Genomic DNA, 21,009 nt, shown 5'->3' with positions numbered 1-21,009 from the left:
CTTATCCTTTTCCAGCCCACATATATCTCTGAAAACTTTAATATTTAATTGATATCCATATTCCGGAAACAAAACTAAAAATTAGATAAATAAATGCAGCAATAATTACGGAAAAAAGGACTATGATGACTCCGTTAGTGATATGGTCTCCATTGGTATCATTCTCAGTGTTTTCCTTGGGATTAATTATCATTGGGGTATTTAAAGATTTTTTTGCCTCATAGAATCCCCAGCCTATACCCAGCAAAACAATTAGTACCGCAAAACCAACTCCAATATCATAAATAACTTCCTCAGCAGCATATTTATCATTTGAAGCTGAAACACACTTTTCAAAGTATTTTTTTTCAATTTCAGACAGTGTGTAGATTGATTTTTGATCTTTAAACATATCTTTAAAATGGATATTGCATGTCTCAATAAATTCTTCTTTATCGTCAGTTCCATCTCCCTCGTAATTACTTGGACGTGAAATATATATTGAACTATGTGTAGTTGTAGCCATCTAATTACAGTAATTTATATACAAAATGATAGTTTAATTGATAGTAAAAAATATTCAATTTAGGCCTTACTCAAATGAATCAAAAACCAATGGCAATGACATGTTCAAACCTTTCATATGATTTTTATAAAGCCTTATCTCAAAATAGTAAAAATTAATATATTCTTTTGGATACTTGCTAACTAAATTATAAAAGTGCCGTTCACTTATTAAGGATGCGCATTTAATTTTTTGACGTCTAATTTTTAGCTTTATTCATCTTTTTATCTTTATGGGGGTGGACAAATTTATACTCTTTATTTTTAAAAATAGCATTTATTTAATTTAGATTATTCAATAGAATAACAATGTAAAATCTTGATAAGAAAACAAAATATGATGTGGATTAAATTTATATTGTACCCTTTGGGGATGTTTATACTATGGCAAATTATTTTCATAATTACGCAACTCTCTTTAACATATCTAAATATGCCACAAGTCCTTGTAGCTATACTTTCATTGATCATAAATTGCGGTATGCAAATTTTGATTGGTTATAAAATTCCTCAATTAGTACCGAAATATAAATTTGCAGTGAGTACTACATACATCATCCTCTTTACCTTTTTGTTAGCAATCTATTCAACAACTATTTTATTAGAAGGCTTAAAAGTTGCTCCTCAAGCAATCTGGTTAGGTCATTTATTTTTTCATTTAGTTGGAATGGCTCTATATTTTGCTAATAACACAGATGAGTTCTGTTGGGAAAATTTACTGAAGTAGCTCATCGTATTGCTCTTTATTTCTTTTTCTTAATTTTTTAAAAAAACATCATATTAAACAAATTTTCGTATAAATTACCCTTCTAAGTGAGCTGGGTAATCTAAAGGAAAGAAATGACGCTTAAACAATTAAAAGCTTTTTTAGCCCTTGCGCGTACACTTAACTATGCCAATGCTTCTTTAGAGCTACATCTCAGCCAGTCTGCTTTAAGTCTCACCATCAAAAGCCTAGAAGAAGAATTAGGCGGTAAATTATTTAATCGTAATACACGCCGAGTTGAGCTTACACAGGAAGGCAAATCTCTCATTCCCTATGCTAAAAAGTTACTCGCCAATTGGGATGAAATGGAGAACGACGTTAAACAACGCTTTAAACTCAATCGAGGAACATTAAGTATTGCTTCAATGCCCTTTGTGACTCATGCAATTTTGCCTGAGGTGATTCATCAATTTTTAGAGCTTCATCCCAATCTTAACTTTTCAATTCACGATATCCCTAACGAGACCATTATAGAAAAAGTACAAGATGGTATTTTCGAGCTTGGCATCTGCTTTGAACCAGATCTTACCGAGGGCTTAGAGTTTAGACCTTTGTTTGAAGAAGATTTCTTGGCTCTATTACCTAAGACTCACCCACTTGCTCAATCATCTTCTATTACATGGTCCGAGCTTTGTTCAAATCCATTCGTGACATTGCAAAAACCTTCAATTGTTCGATATTTAGTTGAACAAAATTGTTTGCGAAATAATATAACGCTCGATTTAAAAGTTGAATGTCATCAAATTTCATCACTCTCAAGTTTCGTTGCTTATGGAATTGGGGTAAGTGCGATTCCAAGGCATTTTGCTAAACACATTGATAAAGAACATAATGTCCTCATTGAATTAAAGGATGAAGCTATTCATAAAACTGTGGGAATTGTTTATAAAAAGAATTTTGAAATTTCAAATATTTCGACTCAATTTATTGAGGCTTTGGTGCAATATAAATTTTAAAAAATTAAAGACTGCATTTTAGGATGAGCTAAGCATAGGCTTAAGCCAAGTTTATTAATTATTATAACTTTCAATACATTAATGCAAATTCATGAAGATTTTAGCATTCTATACATCTAATTTTTTGTTGTTAATTTGATAGCATTCATTGAATATACTCATTAATCCTTTAAAAAAATTAACTTCTATAACGCAAAATGTGATGCTAAAACTAAGATTACTAAGGGATATAGGATAACAATAGAATGAATAAAGTTTATGCCAATGCAGAGGCAGCACTAAAAGACGTTATTGCAGATAATCAAACACTTGCCGTAGGCGGTTTTGGTCTATGTGGAATTCCGGAAAAACTGATTGTTGCAGTTAAGCAAAGTGGTGTGACTGGTCTCACATGTATTTCAAATAACGCAGGTGTAGATGATTTTGGTTTAGGTATTTTGCTTGAAACAAAACAGATCAAAAAAATGATCTCTTCTTATGTTGGTGAAAACAAAGAATTTGAGCGCCAATATTTAAATGGTGAACTTGATGTAGAGCTTACTCCGCAAGGTACATTAGCTGAAAAGTTACGTGCTGGCGGTGCTGGTATTCCTGCGTTCTACACACAAACAGGCGTCGGTACACTCATTGCAGAAGGTAAAGAAGAACGTACCTTTAATGGCAAAAACTACATTTTAGAAGAGTCGTTAACAGCAGATGTTTCGCTTGTTAAAGCCTATAAGGCAGACAAGGCAGGTAACTTAGTATTCCGTAAAACTGCTCAAAATTTTAACCCTGAATGTGCGATGGCTGGCAAAATTACAATCGCCGAAGTTGAACAGGTTGTTGAAATTGGTGAATTAGATCCAGATGAGATCCATTTAGCGGGTATTTATGTAAACCGCATTGTACTTAATGCGTCACCTGAAAAACGCATTGAGCATAAAACTTTAAGCACGGAGGCAGTATAAAATGGCTTGGTCACGCAATGAAATGGCACAACGTGCTGCAAAAGAACTTGAAGACGGTTTTTATGTCAATTTAGGTATTGGCTTACCTACCCTCGTTGCTAATTATATTCCTGAAAATATTAATGTTTGGCTTCAATCTGAGAATGGCCTATTAGGTATTGGTGAATTCCCGACTGAAGAAACTGTCGATGCAGATTTAATTAACGCCGGTAAACAAACAGTTACAGCTCGCCCTGGTGCTGCTTTTTTCTCAAGCTCAGAATCTTTTGCCATGATCCGCGGTGGCCATGTCAACATTGCAATTTTAGGCGCAATGGAAGTTTCCGAAAATGGTGACTTAGCGAACTGGATGATTCCGGGTAAGAAAGTCAAAGGTATGGGCGGTGCAATGGACTTGGTTGTTGGTGTCCAAAAAGTTGTAGTGCTTATGGAACATTGTGCAAAAGACGGTACGCCAAAAATCGTGAAAAACTGTAGCCTACCTTTAACAGGTAAAGGTGTGGTTCACCGCGTCATTACTGACTTAGGCGTAATGGACATTACACCTCAAGGTGTAGAGCTCATTGAACTTGCTAAAGATGTCACCCTTGAACAGATTCAAGCTGCTACAGGTGTCGAGTTTTATAAAACCTTAGTTGCGTAAATTCTAATTTTTAGTTAGCCAGATAAGACTTAAGTTACAAAGTTAGCTTAAGTCTTAGCCCTTTAAAGCACCGGATGTGCTGTCTATAAATAAGAACGAGAAGGATTTTTCAGCTATGGAAAAACAGCAAGGAATTTTTGAAAGATTTGCCCTTCGGATTAGTGACTGGTCTGAAAAATGGTTTCCTGATTCATATATTTTTGCATTACTTGGCGTCATTATCGTGTCAGTTGCCTCTTTAGGTATTGGTGCACCTATTCACGATGTCGCGACTTCCTTCGGTAACGGTTTCTGGAGTCTTATTCCCTTTACCCTGCAAATGACGATGCTCATTATTGTGGGTTATGTCGTTTCTGTATCTAAGCCCGTAAAATTCCTAATCCAAAAAATGGCACGTATTCCAAATTCTGGACGTGGTGCTATTGTTTTAGTTGCAACTGTCAGCTTGTTAATTTCATTAGTCAATTGGGCAGTAAGTACGATTCTTACTGCACTTTTAGTGATTGCATTAGCAAAACGTAAAGAGCTGAACATGGATTACCGTGCAGCAGCGGCGGCGGCAATTATTGGTATGGGAGCAACTTGGGCACTTGGAATTAGCTCTTCGGCAGCACAGCTTCAAGCGAATAAAACTAGTTTACCTGAGTCAATTTATAACCTAACAGGGGTTATTCCATTTACCGAAACGATTTTCCTTTGGCAATCAATTGCGATGACCATTATTTTGGTTATTGTGTCAATCGCAATCGCTTACTGGTCAGCTCCAAAAGGCAATAATGTTAAAACAATTGATAGTTTTGATGTTCAATTTGAAGAAGACAAACCACATGAGGAAAAATCGACGCGTCCGGGTGATTGGTTAGAAAACTCGCCTATCTTAACGATTATTGTCGTCGCATTAGGCTTAATCTGGATGTTTTTTGAATTTTCAAAAAGCAATCCAATTATTGCTATTTCAAGTTTAAACACATACAACTTTGTGTTTTTAATGCTTGGGTTAGCCTTGCATGGAACACCAAGAAACTTCTTAAATGCTGTTTCAAAGGCAGTTCCAGCTGTATCAGGAATCTTAATTCAGTTTCCACTTTATGGAAGCATCGCTTTTATTATGACGCAAGCTTTAAACAGTCAAGATTTATCGCTGTCGCATTATATAGCTGAGTTTTTCGTTTCAATCGCTTCAAAAGAAACCTTTGCAATCGTGATGGGGATTTACTCTGCGATTCTGGGGTTCTTTGTACCGTCTGGTGGTGGAAAATGGATTATTGAAGCCCCATATGTTATGCAAGCAGCAAATGATTTGAAAGTTCATTTAGGCTGGTCTGTACAAATTTATAATGCAGCCGAAGCTTTACCGAACTTAATCAATCCGTTCTTTATGCTTCCAATGTTAGGCATTCTAAAACTAAAAGCGAAAGATGTGATTGGTTTTACAGTCACTCAACTCGTTGTGCATTTTCCGTTAGTTTTATTTTTATTATGGTTCTTTGGAAGAACGCTTAGCTATACCCCACCTACTTTTTAATTTACCGGCGCCTTTAGTTTCGGCTAAAGGCAAATTTAGCAAATACATCAATAAGAGATATTAAGATGAGTTCAATTGTTATAGTTTCAGGTAGCCGTACTGCAATGGGCGGTTTTCAAGGCAGCCTATCGGCTTTAACTGCACCAGAACTTGGCGCTGCTGTTATCCGTGAATCGATCCAACGTGCAGGTGTTTCCCCTGAACAAGTAGATGAAGTTATTTTTGGTTGCGTGTTAAGTGCGGGTATTGGCCAAGGTCCTGCTCGTCAGGCGATGCGTAAAGCTGGTGTACCTGATCATGTCGGCGCTGTCACCATTAATAAACTTTGCGGCTCTGCAATGAAAGCGGTGTTAATGGCATCAGATACTCTAAAAGCAGGCAGTGCCAATATTATTGTGGCTGGTGGTATGGAATCTATGACCAATGCGCCTTATATTTTACCCAAAGCTCGCGGTGGTTACCGTATGGGTCATGGTGAGATTAAGGACCATATGTTTTTAGATGGCCTTGAAGATGCAGAAACAGGCCGCTTAATGGGTTCTTTTGCTCAAGACATGGCAAATACTAAAGGCTTTACCCGTGAGCAAATGGATAACTTTGCGATTTCTTCATTGAAAAAAGCGCAAACTGCCATTACCGAAGGTTACTTCAAAGAAGAAATTGTTCCTGTTGAAGTCAAAACGCGTAAGGGTGTCGAAGTTATCGATCAAGATGAGCAACCATTAAAAGCAAATCTTGAGAAAATTCCGACTTTACGTCCTGCTTTTAGCAAGGACGGTACAATTACAGCTGCAAACTCAAGCTCAATTTCTGATGGTGCTGCTGCGTTAGTACTCACCACTGAAGAATATGCTCAAAGTCATGGTTTAAATACTTTGGCAAAAATTGTTGCAACTTCTACTCACTCACAACATCCAAGCGAATTTACCGTTGCTCCAATTAGTGCAATTCAAAAAGTACTTGAGCGCGCTGGCTGGTCTGTTGATGAAGTAGATGCTTGGGAAATTAATGAAGCTTTTGCAATGGTGGCAATGGCGCCAATTCATGAACTCGGCATTGATGAAGCAAAAGTAAATGTACATGGCGGTGCTTGTGCTTTAGGCCATCCAATTGGCGCAACTGGCTCAAGAATTATTCTTTCTCTCATCTATGCTTTAAAACGCCTTGGTAAAAAGAAAGGGGTTGCTGCTTTATGTATTGGTGGTGGTGAAGCTACAGCTGTGGCAATTGAAATCTAAAAATCAAAGTACACAGTGGGTGTAAGAGTTTTTCTTACACCTACTTTTTTAGACTTTAAAAAGTTCATAACAGGTTTGACGGAACCATTTATGGCTACTTTTATGATGGCAAGACATATGCCAATGTTGTTTAACATCATAAGTTGGGAAGTCTAGAGGTGCTGGTAAAATCTGTAAATTTTCTCTCACCAATAAGACTTGGCTTAAATAATACGGTACCGTTGCGATCGCATCTGTTTCTTGAACGACTAATCCCACTCCAAGATAGCTCGGTAATCGAATTAAAATATTCCGATCCAATCCTTTGTTCTGTAATTCATTTTTAATGTGGTAATGCCCGATTCCCGCATCAATATCGATATGATACTCGCGCATATAATCATCTAAAGTAAAATTATTTGGGTCTAAACGAGGATGGCTCTTAGAACTAATCACCACATAATGTTGTTTAAAAAACTTTTGTTGATAAAAGCCTTCTTCTAATTGGGGTAAAAAACCAATTGCAAGATCAATTTCACCATTTGCCATTTGATAGCTGGTTTCTGGTGTAATCGGCCTAATATTCAAGCGAATTAAAGGGGCTTTCTCTTTTAAATAGTTTGTTAATTGCGGTAATAAAACTAGATGAGATACATCTGTCATCGCAATTGTAAAAAGCTGATCTGAAGTTAGCGGATCAAAGTTCACACTAAAGTTATTAATGCTTTCTACTTTATCAATAACTTCACTAATGAGTGGAAAAATCTCCTTTGCTAATTCGGTTGGGATCATCTCATTCCCAACACGAATAAAAAGTGGATCATTAAAATGCTGACGGATTTTGTTCAGTCCATTACTAACACTCGGTTGTGTAAGGCCAATAGCATCAGCAGCCATTGAAACACTTTTAAACCGATAAATATGATAAAAAATATTTAGTAATCTACTATCTAGATCAAACAAAATTGTCTCCGTCTGGATCAAATAATCCATTCAAAAGGAATGAAATCATGTACAGCATATATAAAAATGCCCACTAAATTTCTGAATTATTGATATATGGTCTAAATTAACAAAGAATCTAGACCATGAGCAATGCTTTATAAAGCCTTTCATCACAAAGACAAAGGTATGAGTTATTTAATTGATTACTTTGTATGTAAATATCTTGAAGACATCACATATCATTATGAATTTTAATCATGCTGAGTTTGGAAGCCCTTCCAGATTTGCTGAACAGATTTGTTATCACTCAAATTATTTTTAAAAATATAAATATCCTGTGGCAGACAATATTCGTTATGGTCCAACATAACCAATTTTCCGGTAGCGAGATCTTCCTCTACATTAATTTTTGGAATCCATGCCACACCTAAACCTTGTAATACAAGCTCTTTCAAGTTGGTGGCGTTGTCAGTTTCATATAAGGTTTTATAGATCAATTTACCTTCAATCAATTGATCGACCAATTTGCGTAAATAAGCATGTTTACTATAAGCAAGTAATGAAAAGTTACTCTGAATTGTATGCTTAGACGTATGGTCAGCCTCGGTAGCTGACACAGGAACAATTTCTGTTTCGGCGATCTTGATACCACTTAAAATATCATCACCAACTCGATTAATATTAGATCGATCTGCATAACAAATCATAAAATCGCAGGCTCCTTCTTTTAAAAGAGATAAGCCTTCTCCACTATTCGTTGCGACAATTTCTATTTTTAAATCACGCATAAATGTTGGAAATTTCTTTAAAAAAGTGGTCAAAAAACCCGATGCTAATGAATGAACAACACAGAAACGAATCGTAGATTCGGTTTCATTTTTGATATTTTTAATCAGCTTGGCTGTTTCTTCTACCTGCTTCTCAATATTTTTAGACATCACCAGCATAATTCGTCCGATGTCTGTAAATTCAATATTATTTTTATTATTTCGAATAATAACTTCAGCTCCAATCATCTCTTCTATTTGCTGAATTCTACGCGTAAACGCGGATTGACTAATAAATCGTTTTTCGGCTGCTTTTGAAATAGAACGCTCACGCTCTAGTGTTAAAAGGTCTTCTACCCAACGTACTTCTAAGTTCATTTTATGCATTCCCTTTTTATATTTATGTCCTTAATTTGTCTGGTTGGGAAGCTGAATAAATAGCTGAATCGATGAATAAAAATTATAAAACATGGGAGTACCTGCAAAAATGCGATGGAGGATTGGCAAAGCCAAACAATAAAAATAAGTATTGAATAATTCTGACATAGAAACGAGCGTAAGAGAATAAAAGACTTTGATTTAACTCAATAACTCAAACAAATTTAAAATTATTATTCTAAAAATTATTTTAAATCAAACAGTAAGATTAATATAACTCAAGTAAATAGCCAACTCCCCCTTAATAAAAAACAGAAATAATCACAAGATTTACCCCAGTTTTATTTTTAATAAAAAAAGTCCGTACCTTGGGGAAGAATACGGACTGTAAAACAGAAAAATTAATATCTTGTTTATTTCAGGAATTAAGCTCTCTGACTCAATAAATTCATTTAAATCAGAAGATATGCTTGCAGTATAGCTCAATCCAAAAAACCTGACTATTCTACTAAAGTATTTAACCTAAAACTGAATACAGATGAGTTTCTAGTATTCACCAATGAGATAATATAGCTTCCTTGAAATTTCTACCATCATATTAGAAGTATATTGAGTAATTTCAAAAACTTGCTTTTTCTGTGGATTGAACACCATATTGTCTTTTTCATCACTAAAAAAGATATAAGTGGTGTATTTATCCATGTGGTGAATATGCTCTTTTAAGCTTAATTTTTCCCCAGAATTGGGATCATAGGCGATAAACTTCATTCTCATGAATTTTGTCTCTATACATACAGTCTTTTACCTAAACCTAAAAAAAGTCTAAGTAAAACAATATTTTGATGAAAGATATAAAAGATTAACCTAAGAGCTGTAGCTACTTATAAGATATGGGTACAATACTATTGGCCTTATTTACAGAGGTTTCAGCAGAAGCGATAGATTGCTCTGCTTCTTTAAGCAGACGAGAAGTTTTAGACTCACTTTTCTCTTCACCATGGAAAAGTACATAGTATGTAAAACTTCCCAAGATAATTAATGCGGCTGTGACTTTTAACATAAACTTAAAACTAAGATTTTTTCATATTATAGTTATTTTTATGTGAAATGCATCACATTTTTATATAAATTTGTTAGATAAGCTACACTTTAAAAGCTAATAATAAAGATAATTAAGTTGATATTTCACTTAAATTAATCAGTCTTAAATTTTGTAATAGGTTGCTTTTCAAAAATTAGAGGACATTTTACTATATCCAACAATTTTTTAAATTAACCCTATCTTTATATTAAGATATTAATTTAAATAATAAAATTTAAGTTAAATTAATAGGTGTAAGTGAAATCTCCTCGTTAGTTCTCTGTAAAATTAAAAACTTGATATGCAAAAAATGCATAATTAACTTGATAAATGCATTAGAAGTGAAGCATTTCGAAATCTAATATGAATTATCTTCTTTACTAATTCGAAGTTTAATGATGAACGCTGAAATTACCACCCGTATTGAGAAGGATCTTATTGGTTATAGAGAGATCAATAATAACGACTACTACGGAGTTCAAACATTACGTGCTCTAGAAAACTTTAATTTAACTCAAAGCAAGGTTGGAAATTTCCCTCACCTTATTAAAGCCTTAGCAATGGTAAAGCTTGCTTGTGCTGAAGCGAACTATAATCTAAAAAGCTTAGATCAGACTAAATTTGAAGCGATTGAATACAGCTGTAATCAACTGATTCGTGGTAATTTTCACGACCAGTTCCCGATTGATATGATGCAAGGTGGTGCTGGTACTTCAACAAATATGAATGTAAATGAAGTATTAGCAAACATCGCTTTAGAATATATGGGACATGCAAAAGGCCAATATCAGTATTTGCATCCTAATAACGACATTAACATGTCACAGTCAACAAATGACGTATACCCTACTGCGATTCGCTTAGGTTTGTTATTAAGCTTAGATGAACTAAATCTTCCTTTTAACAATTTAATCTTAAGTTTCCGCAATAAATCTCAAGAATTTGCTCACATCCTAAAAATGGGCCGTACGCAGTTACAAGATGCGGTTCCTATGACATTAGGTCAAGAGTTTGGTGCTTTTGCAGTAACTTTACAAAAAGACCTTGAGCAAATTAATACGCTTATTCCAAATGTTTTAGCGTATATGAACCTTGGTGGTACGGCGATTGGTACGGGAATTACTACTGAATATAGTTACCGTGAACTCGCTATTCAAGCACTTGCAAAAATTTCTGGTAAGAAAATTAAGTCTGCCCCTGATCTAATCGAAGCAACTTCAGATATGGGTGACTTTGTTCTTTTATCTGGTTTATTAAAGCGTACCGCGACTAAACTTTCAAAAATTGCCAATGACTTACGTTTACTTTCAAGTGGTCCACGTACTGGCATTAATGAAATTAATTTAGAAGCTCGCCAACCGGGTAGCTCGATCATGCCGGGTAAAGTAAACCCAGTTATTCCTGAAGCGATGAACCTTGCTTGCTTCCAAATTATTGCAAATGACTTGGCTGTAACTTTAGCTGCTGAAGCTGGCCAATTACAGTTAAACGCAATGGAACCACTTATTGCATTCAAACTGTTTGAATCAATGGACTTACTTGGTAAAGCAATGGCAATGTTCCAAAGTAAGTGTATTGATACAATTACGGCGAACCCTGAGCATTGTAAAGCTTTGGTTGAAAACTCGATTGGTATCGTGACTGCACTTAACCCATATCTAGGTTATGAAACTACAACTCGTATTGCTAAAACAGCAAACGAAACTGGACAAAGCGTATTGGCTTTAGTTCAAAATGAAGGTTTATTATCAGCACAAGTGCTTGATGATATCTTGTCGATTAATAATATGGTTAAACCAAAAATGTCGGCTTAATTCCTGAAATAAAAAAGGAGCTTTAAAAGCTCCTTTTTTATTTGTTCCATAACAACTATTAAAAGCTAAAAGTTGTAGAAAATTGAGCTGTGCGAGGATTACCTAAGAACAGATAGTCATCCCCCATAAATGCGCCTACATCACGCCAATATTTCTTATTAAATAAGTTATCAATATTGAATCTAAAAGTTGTGTCATGCCCAGCAAAATTTGTTTTATAGGCAGCACCAACATTAAAAACGCTATATCCACCTACTTTTGCAGTTCCCTCTTTGTTTGCATATTTACCGCTACTGTATTGCATGCCACTGAGTAATCTTAATCCTTCAACTGAAGGTACTTTATAAGATAACTGTGCAGTTGCGCGTACTTTCGGTACATTTTGAGTTTGATGACCTTTGTAGCTGTCACTATCAATATCAACTAGACGTGATTTGGTATAGGTAATGCCATAGCTTACGTCAATTGTATCGGTTAAGGCACCTGTTAAACCTAATTCAATACCTTGATTATGTTGTTCACCTTGTTCCACAAACTCTAACTTCCCTTCAGAGTTTGTAGTCGTATATTGATTATCTTGCTTTAAATCAAAAATAGCTGCTGTTAATAAGAAGTTGCGTATTTGTTGCTTAACACCAAGTTCATATTGTTCAGAGTTTTTCGGTAATAGAACTTCTAGAGCATTATTAGCAAACCAAGGTGCTTCACCACCATCTGATAATCCTTTGGCATATGAAGCATAAAGATTCGTCTTAGCAGTTGGGCTATACATGAGAGCTAATTGCGGTAAGAACTTATTTAAATCGGTGTCTCGGCTTTGCTGCCCATCTGACTTATAAGCTTGCTCATCAAGATGAATAAGTTTCCCACCCAATAAAGTTGACCACTGATCGTTAAATTGAACTCGGTCAGATAGAGTAAATGCAGTCTGATCGCTTTTTAGGGCTTTGTAACGATCACCTGGACTTTCTGATGATGGACTGTAGTCAATCGTATCTTCATAGATATTGCCTGTTCCTACAGCTACATTCAGTGGTGTATGGTGCTTTAAGCTTTTATAAGTACGTTGTAATTCGAAAGCTACTTGATGCTGAATGTTGCCAGTGTTGAATTGTCCATTTAACCCAGCGGCAAACTGGTTGGTAATACGTGTGTCATCTGGGCTACGGAAATCGTAAATATCATAATTACCGTGTTTATCAAAAGTATTGCCTAAACCAGTAACTTCACAATTATCGTTATAACATCCCCATGGGAAAGCACTATTATCATCAATCACAACACGGCTTTGAGACGCACTTAAGCTACCATTCCATTGCTCGTTAAATGCATATTGATATTTCAAACTCGCATTTACACTGTTATTTACAACAGGTTTACTCCAAGACTGGTAACCCAATAAACGGTCTTGATCTACATTTGTTGGTACTTCTTGTCCATCAAGCAGTTGATAACCTGGTACTGAACGTTGACTTTGATGCTGAGCTTCAATATCAAACAATAATTTAGAACGCTTATTAATTTTCCAGTCTAAAGCAACTGAACCAAACTCACGTTTACCATTTGCGTGATCAACATTTGGGTGAATACTTTCATGGGCTAAATTGATTCGATAGCCAAAGTTATCATTAATAAAGCCCCCTACATCCGTTGCCAGTGTATAACCACCTTCTGAATTTGCATCTACAGTAATGTTTTTAACATCGGCTGGTCTTTTGGTGACATAGTCAACAACACCGCCTGGTGTCGACATTCCACTTTGAATTGCAGAAATGCCTTTTAAGATTTCAACTTGTTCTTTATTTTCTAAAGCCACATTTTGCTCACCACGTATGGTATGGCCGTTAATGAGATAACTCGAACCTAAGTCAAGCGCAAAACCACGTGCTACAAAGTTTGGATAGTAGCCAATAGGAGCGTAACCATCGCCTAACGATGAATCATTTTTAATAACATCAGTTAACGTTTTTGCGTGTTGGTCTGCTATGCGCTCAGTTGTAATGGTAGTAATAGATGCAGGAACTTTCTTTATATCACCAGTTTGAAAACCAGATAAACTTACTTTTTTAGATGTATATAACGCATCACTATTTTGTGTAGCATTCACAGTAATGGTTGGGAGCTGCGAAACCTCCACTTCATTTGCATAGACGACAGATGTTATGAGTGCAATAGATGACGCCAATGCTGTTTTAGAGCATGTCATGAAGTGAAGATTTAACGAATGTCTTTCCATTGAATAACTACCTGCCATACCGTGCATAATTCTAAAGCGCTAGAAATGATTGCGGAGTCTATTTTTAGCCACGCAAGAATACAGCTACATATATTGAGAAACAACACATTCTGTACTTTTTCGATTAAGTGAATGTGATACAACTTTTATGAACTTATCATTATATAAATTTCATTTATTTTATGAGGAATTGACGCTATAACTTTTTAAGTATTACCAAATATTCAAAATAAACTTAAGCTCAAAATGGAACTTAAAAGGAGAAATAAAATAAAAAAATACCGTTGTTAAATTAGCTGATTGGTTTTCAATACAATTAATTATGAAGTTAAACGAAAGGAAGTGTTCGATCATTGGGAAAAATCTCTTTAAATCGAACAAAAGGACGTAATCTCTCTAGAATCGAATTTTAAAATTAGAAAAAATGAATGGTTAGGAATTTAAGGAAGTGCTCAGGATCGAGTGATATTTAAAGTTTCATTCATTTTCTATCCAGCATATCTATAAATTCCTCATTTTTGTCTGCAAAATGATGGAAGAAATATGACATACACTCAGGAAGAAAAACGTAGCAGAATACGTGGGATTGTAGGCGCAGCCTCTGGTAATTTAGTTGAATGGTTCGACTTTTATATCTATGCAGTATTTGCTGCCTACTTTACTCAAGCGCTAACAGCACCTGATATGGATAGTACGACCAAGTCTATTTATGTTTGGGGTGTGTTTGCTGCAAGCTTTTTTATGCGTCCTATCGGTAGTTGGGTATTTGGACGAATTGCAGACCGACATGGCCGTAAAAAATCAATGGTCATCTCAATCTGCCTCATGGCTTTGAGTTCTTTTTTATTTGCAGCCCTACCTACTTATGACCAAGTTGGCTTATTTGCCCCTTTCCTTTTACTTGTAGTGCGCTTACTTCAAGGCTTATCAGTTGGTGGTGAATATGGTGCCGTAGCAACATATATGAGTGAATTAGGCTTAAAAGGTCAACGTGGTTTTTACTCCTCTTTCCAATATGTCACCCTCTCTGGTGGTCAATTATTAGCAAGCTTATTGGGTGTTATTTTATTGACGTTCTTAAGTGAACAACAATTACATGATGGTGGATGGCGTATTCCGTTTGTTATTGGTGGTATTGCAGCAATTTTTTCTTTGCTTGCACGTAGTCGCTTAGAAGAAACACTTTCTCATCAAGACAGCGAACGAAAAGAATCTGGCAGCTTAAGAGAACTCTTTAAGAAACATTGGAAAACCTTTTTATTAGTGGTTGGATATACTTCTGCTGGTTCATTAACGTTTTATGTAGAGACAGTTTATTCAAAAACCTATTTAACCAATTTAGGGATGGATGGAAAAACCGTTGGTTATATCATGACCTTTGCTTTATTTGTCTATATGTGTGCTCAGCCTGTATTTGGTGCAATTTCCGACCGTATTGGCCGACGCTCTTCAATGTTGGCATTTAGCTTATTGTCCGCGATTTTTATCTATCCAGTCATGGTTATCGGGATGCGTAACTATATTGATTCGCCGATCATCATTACATTACTACTCATCTTTATGATGATGTTACTCAGCTTCTATACTTCTATCAGTGGATTAGTAAAAGCTGAAATGTTCCCACCGCATGTACGAGCTTTAGGCGTAGGATTTTCATATGCGGTAGGTAATGCGCTGTTTGGTGGTTCCGCGCCTTCAGTTGCCTTGCAGTTCAAAGCTGCTGGAATTGAAAACACCTTCTTTATTTATGTCATTGTCATGCTCATTATCTGTTTCTTATGTAGCCTTGCGCTTCCGAAAAAACCAGATTATTTGGAACATGATCATTAAAGAATGCCAAAAAGATATTCTTCTAAAGATTTTTTAGAAGAATATCTTTTTAAAACAATAAGAAATTCATTTTTATTCTATATGTTATTGCTATACGGTACATCTAACTTATTCAATTAACTACAAATTAGTAGTTTTTTCAGTATTCTTGATCTGTCTGAATCAATTTTTTTGATGGCTTTCACCTACACAAATGATTGATGGATTGGTCTGAGGTTAAATTGGCTATGACTTTCTTTTAGTTATTTGCTGATTTAATTGACTCCCTAAAATCAAAATCTCTTTAAGGCCGAACAGTCATATTACTGTTCGGCTGTTTATATATTAACCTGCTAACTGTGCGATTTGCGCAGCTGCATTATCTAAGGCAGCTTGACGTGCTTCTGGGCCGAAAGCGATCCCTTCCGCACGCACAAAAGTAATATCAGTAACACCAATAAAATTGAAAAACGCTTTGATATAAGTTTCTTGATAGTCTAAAACTTCGGCTGGTGAACCTTCTGAATACACACCACCACGCGAAGAAGCAATAATGACACGTTTACCTTCTACTAAACCTTGAGGGCCGTTTTCCGTATAGCGGAATGTTTTCCCAGCAACAGATAGGCGGTCAAGCCACGCTTTTAACTGTGATGGAAAACTAAAGTTATACATAGGTGCGCCAATTACAACGATATCTGACGATAAGAACTCATCCAAATATTGGGTGTTTTGCGCAACACGTTGCTGCGCTGTTTCATTATTAGGTTCAATTCCTTGCCATGCAAAAAACTCAGCATCAGACAAATGAGGAATTGGTTCTAAAGCAAAATCGTGATGAATAATTTCTGCATTTGGATAAGCTGCTCTGAGCTTTCCAACAACAGATGAGGTGAGTTGGCGGCTAACAGACTGCTCACCTAAAATACTTGTGTCAATTTGAAGTAGTTTCATCGTTTATACCCATAGTATAAAATTGTTACTTGAACTAATTATGTTACTACTATTATTCTTATGCACAAGAAGGCACATTTAGGGAACCAAGTAATATGACTGTAACCATACCTCATGATATCCAGAGTTCAGATTGTCAAAGAGTCAGTCAAGTGTTGGCTAGGGTTGGTGAAAAATGGAGCATCCTCATCGTAATGACACTTGCATCACGCCCACATCGTTTTTCTGAAATAAAGAGAAATATCAATGGAATATCGCAGCGTATGCTTACCTTATGCTTGCGTGGTTTAGAAAGAGATGGATTAGTTAAACGTACAGTTTATCCTGTAGTTCCACCTCATGTTGAATATGAATTAACTCCACTGGGCCATTCACTTACAGAACCTGTAATTGCTTTAGGCCAATGGGCGCAGCAGCATATTGCTGATATTGATGCAGCAAGAGCTGCCTTTGATGCAGCTCAGGAGAAACCAATTACATTAGACACTTAACGTAACTGCGAAGGACTCATGCCATAAAACTGTTTAAAGCGATGACTTAAATGGCTTGCTGAGCTAAACCCACATACTAGCGCAATATCTTGCAAAGAAAGCTGAGATGACTGAATTAACCCCTTTGCCTTAGTTAAGCGTCTTTGCATGACATATTGGTGAGGCGCCATATTCATGGACTGTTTAAACATATGGGCAAAATGATATTCGCTTAAATTCACAACATTTGCTAAGTCAGACAAAGTCAGTGCTTGGTCTAGATGCCCTTCAATCCAGTCTTGAATATATTTGAGTTTATGAGGCGCGAGGCCTCCTTTAATGACGGGTTGCTGCCACTTCACGTTGCTATATCTTCGAATCAAGTGATTCAACAATAAACTTGCTGTTGTACTCATTTGCAAATGATTTGAAGAATCTTTCCAATCACAATCTAGCAAGAAGAATTGATATAACGCTCGAATCCGTTCATCGTCATTAAACACAACTTCGTTTAGTTCAATTTGATTGGGTTCTTTGTCCCATATTTTTTCGGCAACATCACGCAAATGTTGGTCAGTATAATACAAGTGAACGAATTTAAGCCCACCTCGGATATCCCAAGTCGACTCCTGATGTTCAGGCAATAAGCAAAAACGACCCGGCCCGCCACCATTTTTCCAGCCCGCAGGTGTTTTTTGATAGCTTTCATAGCCATCTTGAATATAAAGACTTAGAGTGTGGTGATCACTACAGACACTTACACGATCTTGCTGATTAGACCAAAATGCAAGTTGCATATTTTCATCAAGCACCACAGTTTCGTGAAGCTTGGCTTTAGATTGCTGTAGCTGTTCTAAAGTTTGATAGGCCATGCAAAATTAAAACGAATATCATTGAGCTTAAGTTAACCATATTCAGCAAAATTCAGCTAGTTCAGTCATATAAAAAACGCAAGATCTTGCATGTACAACACAAGAATATATACGTGAAAAATGAAGCATTCCTAGATACTTAAGCTTGGTAATCGAGGATGAAGTTATGAATATTTTACTCTATGTTGCGGTGGTGTTGATTTGGGGAACAACATGGATTGGAATTGCCGTTCAGAGCCATTATGCAACACCTGTTGTCGCAATTTTATGGCGTTTTGCCATTTCAGCCTTATTACTTTGGGTTGTTTTACTATTTTCAGGAAAATTACAGCGAATTGCTTTAAAAGATCATTTGTTTTGTATGCTACAAGGTCTTTGTGTTTTCGGCCTAAACTTTATTTGTTTTTATACCGCAGTTAAATATGTAAACAGCGGTTTAGAGTCCGTTATTTTTTCGATGGCCGTTTTCTTTAATGCTATTAATGCGCTTATCTTTTTTAAGCAAAAACCATCACCAAATTTTGCCCCAGCTGCAATTTTAGGACTCATAGGTATTGTTTTACTGTTCTGGCATGACCTGATTAATAGTCAGTTTAATGCACAGTTACTAATGGGTATCGGTCTATGTGCAATAGGCACTTACGGTTTTTCTTTAGGTAATATGATTAGTGTTAGACATCAAAAACGTGGCCTAAATATCTTTTCAACAAACTGTTATGCCATGACTTATGGCGCATTGGTGATGTTAAGTCTAGCGTTCTTTACTGGCCAAGATTTAATGCCTCCAATGAATTTCCCATTTTTAAGCTCGGTACTTTACTTGGCTATATTTGGTAGTGTTATTGGGTTCTCTGCTTATTTTTCTCTGGTTGGACGAATTGGCGCAGCCAAAGCAGCATATAGCACGTTGCTCTTCCCTTTAGTTGCTTTAACAGTTTCTACTTTCTTTGAAGGATATGTATGGACTTTAAATGCTGTCTTTGGAATTTTATTAATTTTACTCGGTAACTACTTAATGTTTAGTAAGTTTGAAATTGGAAAGAAGCTATTTAATAGTCAAAAAAGTTGTGAGAAGCAGGCATAATAGCCTGCTTTTTTATAAATCATGATTAATTTTTAGCAGCCCATTTTTATCATCAACTCAAAATCTTTTAAAGCCGCGGCTGCTGTGGCTAAAGGTGCAGATGCTCCTCCACTAACCACAAATTCACCCATTTCTTGCGTTAACACCCGAATGCATTTATTAGAACCTTGCAGATGAGCAAAAGGGTGATTTATCGGAACTAAACGTAACTCAACACCTGTTTGAATTTGCTGATTTTTCAGATGAATAAAACCAACCAGACGAGGAATTAAATCTTCTTTTTTCCAATCACGGATAAGATCGGCTGTGACATGACTGATTCCTTGTCTTGGAATATCTTGAATTTTTATATCAGCTCCTAAAACAGTATTGGCTAATATCGTAATTTTGGCAGCAGTATCCCATCCATCTACATCGAAAGAACTGTCAGGTTCCGCAATACCTTTTACTTGAGCTTTTTCAAGAGATTCTGCAAACGCACATTCATGTTGCAACATATCATTTAAAATAAAATTTGTGGTGCCCGTAAAAACACCTTCAACTTCTAAAATTTGGCAGCCAGCTAGGTTATATTCAAACAAATCAACAGTTGGTAAGGCCGCAGCTGTCGCACCGCTAAAAAATAGTTTTTTATTCTGCTTATTTGCCAAGTTAATTAATTTTTTGCCTTCTACTACTAAAGCACCTTTAGATACCGCAATCGCATTCATGTTATGTGTTAAAGCATAATTTAAATAAAATAGGCCTTTTCCACCTGTCACATAGTCACTTGGTCCGGTCTCAATAATGACATCTGCTTGAACCTGTTCTAAAAACTTTTGCTCAGTTACTCCTGCTTGATACTGTGTTTTATCTAGCCACTTTGCAGCTTGTAAACCTTCTTGGTCAATTAAGCCTGATGATGAGTTGCAGACACCCACTAAACGGGCATCAATTTGATATTTTTGTTTGTAGTAAACAGATCGATTTAAAAGAAGCTCTGCAATTTGTTGCCCAATCCGTCCAAAACCACAAATTGCCACGTTAACTCGCTTCATTTCATTTTCTCAAAAATTTAAATGGTTTAAATCAATTTTCTAAAGATGGTTTTAACATCTCATCTTGGGAAAATTGCTATTTATATAGATGGTTAAAATACTATATCTCTTAGATATTTGTTAGATTAACAATCTTAATTACCATATAAATTGCGACAGCAAAAACCATTAAAGCAAAGACTTTTTGTACAATTGCAGACGGAATAAAACGAATAGCTCGGCGTCCTAATAACATACCGAATGCACATGCGAGTGCGAACGCACTAGTGATTGCTACTGGATAGTGAAAACCCTCTGCAATATGCATAACAATACTTATGCCACTAATGAGAAAAATAATCATAAGTGAGGTTGCAACAATGCTATGCATATCCAAATTTGTGACTTTTCTAAGCGCTGGCACAATTACAAAGCCGCCACCAACACCGAGCATGCCAGTTAAAAGCCCCGCAATAATCCCGATGCTAGCAAGAACGCTTCCCGTTTTAAAATTCCAGATAAAGCGTCCCGTACTTGGATTGACCTGACACGGCGGGTTATGAAAGTCTGATACTCGATTACTAATGAGTCGATAACCCACTGTAAACATGACTAAGCTAAACATTAACATGAGCCAGACCGGTGAAATCATGTTAGCTATTAAAATGCCGATATGTGCCATAGGAGCACCAATTAAAGCAATCCAAATAGCAGCACGATAACGAACTATCTTTTTAAATAAGCCTTCAATGGTTCCAATGAGTGTAGATAGCGCAACTGCCAATAACCCAATCGGTGCAGCTTGCGCCACGCTCCAGCCTTGACTGGTCATTAGCGCAGGTACGGCAAGAATACCGCCACCCGCACCAGTAAGACCAAGTAAAAAGCCAATCACAATGCCTTCAACGACAAGTAGTAACATATCAAAAGCCTAAATTTCATATACATCATTTGCAGTAGACTGCTTGTTAATGAGTGAATAG

At 36.2% G+C, this 21,009-nt stretch carries 20 protein-coding genes; 10 read left to right on the top strand and 10 right to left on the bottom strand.

All coding sequences use genetic code 11. From position 1 onward, the window contains the following. Positions 1 to 37 precede the first annotated feature (37 nt). Positions 38 to 391, bottom strand: a complete 354-nt coding sequence (locus tag ACXM0J_RS10580; RefSeq protein WP_086264712.1) for a hypothetical protein — start codon at positions 389 to 391, stop codon at positions 38 to 40. Positions 392 to 880: 489 nt separating this feature from the next. Between ACXM0J_RS10580 and ACXM0J_RS10575 the strand changes: the two genes are divergently transcribed. The 6 genes from ACXM0J_RS10575 to ACXM0J_RS10550 all read left to right on the top strand — a co-directional run bounded on the left by ACXM0J_RS10575 (position 881) and on the right by ACXM0J_RS10550 (position 6,621). Continuing rightward, the gene (locus ACXM0J_RS10575; protein ID WP_199992401.1) at positions 881 to 1,270 is read left to right on the top strand and encodes a hypothetical protein; all 390 of its coding nucleotides are present in this window, start codon (positions 881 to 883) and stop codon (positions 1,268 to 1,270) included. Positions 1,271 to 1,383: 113 nt separating this feature from the next. Next, entirely contained in the window at positions 1,384 to 2,265 is an 882-nt protein-coding gene (locus tag ACXM0J_RS10570) for a LysR family transcriptional regulator (RefSeq protein ID WP_086264644.1), read from the top strand. Positions 2,266 to 2,510: 245 nt separating this feature from the next. Next, positions 2,511 to 3,215 carry a CoA transferase subunit A gene (locus ACXM0J_RS10565; protein ID WP_086264643.1) on the top strand — a complete coding sequence of 235 codons (705 nt, stop codon included), beginning with the start codon at positions 2,511 to 2,513 and terminating at the stop codon, positions 3,213 to 3,215. A gap of 1 nt (position 3,216) precedes the next feature. Beyond that, positions 3,217 to 3,858, top strand: coding sequence for a 3-oxoacid CoA-transferase subunit B (locus ACXM0J_RS10560; protein ID WP_014206696.1), 642 nt, complete (start codon positions 3,217 to 3,219; stop codon positions 3,856 to 3,858). Between the two features lie 115 nt (positions 3,859 to 3,973). After that, positions 3,974 to 5,383, top strand: a complete 1,410-nt coding sequence (locus ACXM0J_RS10555) for a short-chain fatty acid transporter (protein ID WP_086264642.1) — start codon at positions 3,974 to 3,976, stop codon at positions 5,381 to 5,383. A 65-nt stretch (positions 5,384 to 5,448) separates the two neighbouring features. Further along, positions 5,449 to 6,621 carry a thiolase family protein gene (locus ACXM0J_RS10550; protein WP_086264641.1) on the top strand — a complete coding sequence of 391 codons (1,173 nt, stop codon included), beginning with the start codon at positions 5,449 to 5,451 and terminating at the stop codon, positions 6,619 to 6,621. Positions 6,622 to 6,669: 48 nt separating this feature from the next. Here ACXM0J_RS10550 and ACXM0J_RS10545 read toward each other — a convergent pair whose 3' ends face one another. The 4 genes from ACXM0J_RS10545 to ACXM0J_RS10530 form a co-directional block, all read right to left on the bottom strand. Next, positions 6,670 to 7,563, bottom strand: coding sequence for a LysR family transcriptional regulator (locus tag ACXM0J_RS10545; protein WP_003651675.1), 894 nt, complete (start codon positions 7,561 to 7,563; stop codon positions 6,670 to 6,672). Between the two features lie 233 nt (positions 7,564 to 7,796). Then, the gene (locus tag ACXM0J_RS10540; protein ID WP_086264640.1) at positions 7,797 to 8,690 is read right to left on the bottom strand and encodes a LysR substrate-binding domain-containing protein; all 894 of its coding nucleotides are present in this window, start codon (positions 8,688 to 8,690) and stop codon (positions 7,797 to 7,799) included. Between the two features lie 546 nt (positions 8,691 to 9,236). Beyond that, entirely contained in the window at positions 9,237 to 9,458 is a 222-nt protein-coding gene (locus ACXM0J_RS10535) for a hypothetical protein (protein ID WP_079284332.1), read from the bottom strand. Between the two features lie 109 nt (positions 9,459 to 9,567). Then, positions 9,568 to 9,750, bottom strand: a complete 183-nt coding sequence (locus tag ACXM0J_RS10530; protein WP_002113649.1) for a hypothetical protein — start codon at positions 9,748 to 9,750, stop codon at positions 9,568 to 9,570. A 416-nt stretch (positions 9,751 to 10,166) separates the two neighbouring features. Here ACXM0J_RS10530 and ACXM0J_RS10525 point away from each other — a divergent pair, with 416 nt between their 5' ends. Beyond that, positions 10,167 to 11,585: an aspartate ammonia-lyase gene (locus tag ACXM0J_RS10525; protein WP_086264639.1), complete on the top strand. Its 1,419-nt coding sequence runs from the start codon at positions 10,167 to 10,169 to the stop codon at positions 11,583 to 11,585. Positions 11,586 to 11,643: 58 nt separating this feature from the next. Here the strand turns inward: ACXM0J_RS10525 and ACXM0J_RS10520 are convergent, their stop codons facing one another. Beyond that, positions 11,644 to 13,848, bottom strand: coding sequence for a TonB-dependent siderophore receptor (locus ACXM0J_RS10520; protein WP_086264638.1), 2,205 nt, complete (start codon positions 13,846 to 13,848; stop codon positions 11,644 to 11,646). A 516-nt stretch (positions 13,849 to 14,364) separates the two neighbouring features. On the opposite strand from ACXM0J_RS10520, the gene ACXM0J_RS10515 reads away from it, so the two are divergent. Next, the gene (locus tag ACXM0J_RS10515) at positions 14,365 to 15,651 is read left to right on the top strand and encodes an MFS transporter (RefSeq protein ID WP_086264637.1); all 1,287 of its coding nucleotides are present in this window, start codon (positions 14,365 to 14,367) and stop codon (positions 15,649 to 15,651) included. 324 nt (positions 15,652 to 15,975) lie between these two features. Here ACXM0J_RS10515 and ACXM0J_RS10510 read toward each other — a convergent pair whose 3' ends face one another. After that, on the bottom strand, positions 15,976 to 16,584 hold the full coding sequence (locus tag ACXM0J_RS10510; RefSeq protein WP_086264636.1) for an FMN-dependent NADH-azoreductase: 609 nt from the start codon (positions 16,582 to 16,584) through the stop codon (positions 15,976 to 15,978). A 95-nt stretch (positions 16,585 to 16,679) separates the two neighbouring features. On the opposite strand from ACXM0J_RS10510, the gene ACXM0J_RS10505 reads away from it, so the two are divergent. Further along, a complete protein-coding gene (locus ACXM0J_RS10505) occupies positions 16,680 to 17,075 on the top strand; it encodes a winged helix-turn-helix transcriptional regulator (protein ID WP_086264635.1) in 396 nt (131 codons plus the stop codon). Here ACXM0J_RS10505 and ACXM0J_RS10500 read toward each other — a convergent pair. Next, the gene (locus tag ACXM0J_RS10500) at positions 17,072 to 17,926 is read right to left on the bottom strand and encodes a helix-turn-helix domain-containing protein (protein ID WP_086264634.1); all 855 of its coding nucleotides are present in this window, start codon (positions 17,924 to 17,926) and stop codon (positions 17,072 to 17,074) included. The two genes, ACXM0J_RS10505 and ACXM0J_RS10500, sit on opposite strands and share 4 nt — an antisense overlap. A gap of 166 nt (positions 17,927 to 18,092) precedes the next feature. On the opposite strand from ACXM0J_RS10500, the gene ACXM0J_RS10495 reads away from it, so the two are divergent. Then, entirely contained in the window at positions 18,093 to 19,010 is a 918-nt protein-coding gene (locus tag ACXM0J_RS10495) for a DMT family transporter (protein WP_086264633.1), read from the top strand. A gap of 32 nt (positions 19,011 to 19,042) precedes the next feature. Here ACXM0J_RS10495 and ACXM0J_RS10490 read toward each other — a convergent pair whose 3' ends face one another. Next, positions 19,043 to 20,047: a homoserine dehydrogenase gene (locus tag ACXM0J_RS10490; protein ID WP_086264632.1), complete on the bottom strand. Its 1,005-nt coding sequence runs from the start codon at positions 20,045 to 20,047 to the stop codon at positions 19,043 to 19,045. 109 nt (positions 20,048 to 20,156) lie between these two features. Beyond that, positions 20,157 to 20,948 carry a sulfite exporter TauE/SafE family protein gene (locus tag ACXM0J_RS10485; protein WP_086264631.1) on the bottom strand — a complete coding sequence of 264 codons (792 nt, stop codon included), beginning with the start codon at positions 20,946 to 20,948 and terminating at the stop codon, positions 20,157 to 20,159. Positions 20,949 to 21,009: the final 61 nt, after the last annotated feature.

The sequence above is a fragment of the Acinetobacter sp. GRABPA_MV_2 genome, from assembly GCF_056725885.1.
Note: the sequence above shows the minus strand (reverse complement) of the source record. Positions and strands in the feature narration are given on the sequence as shown.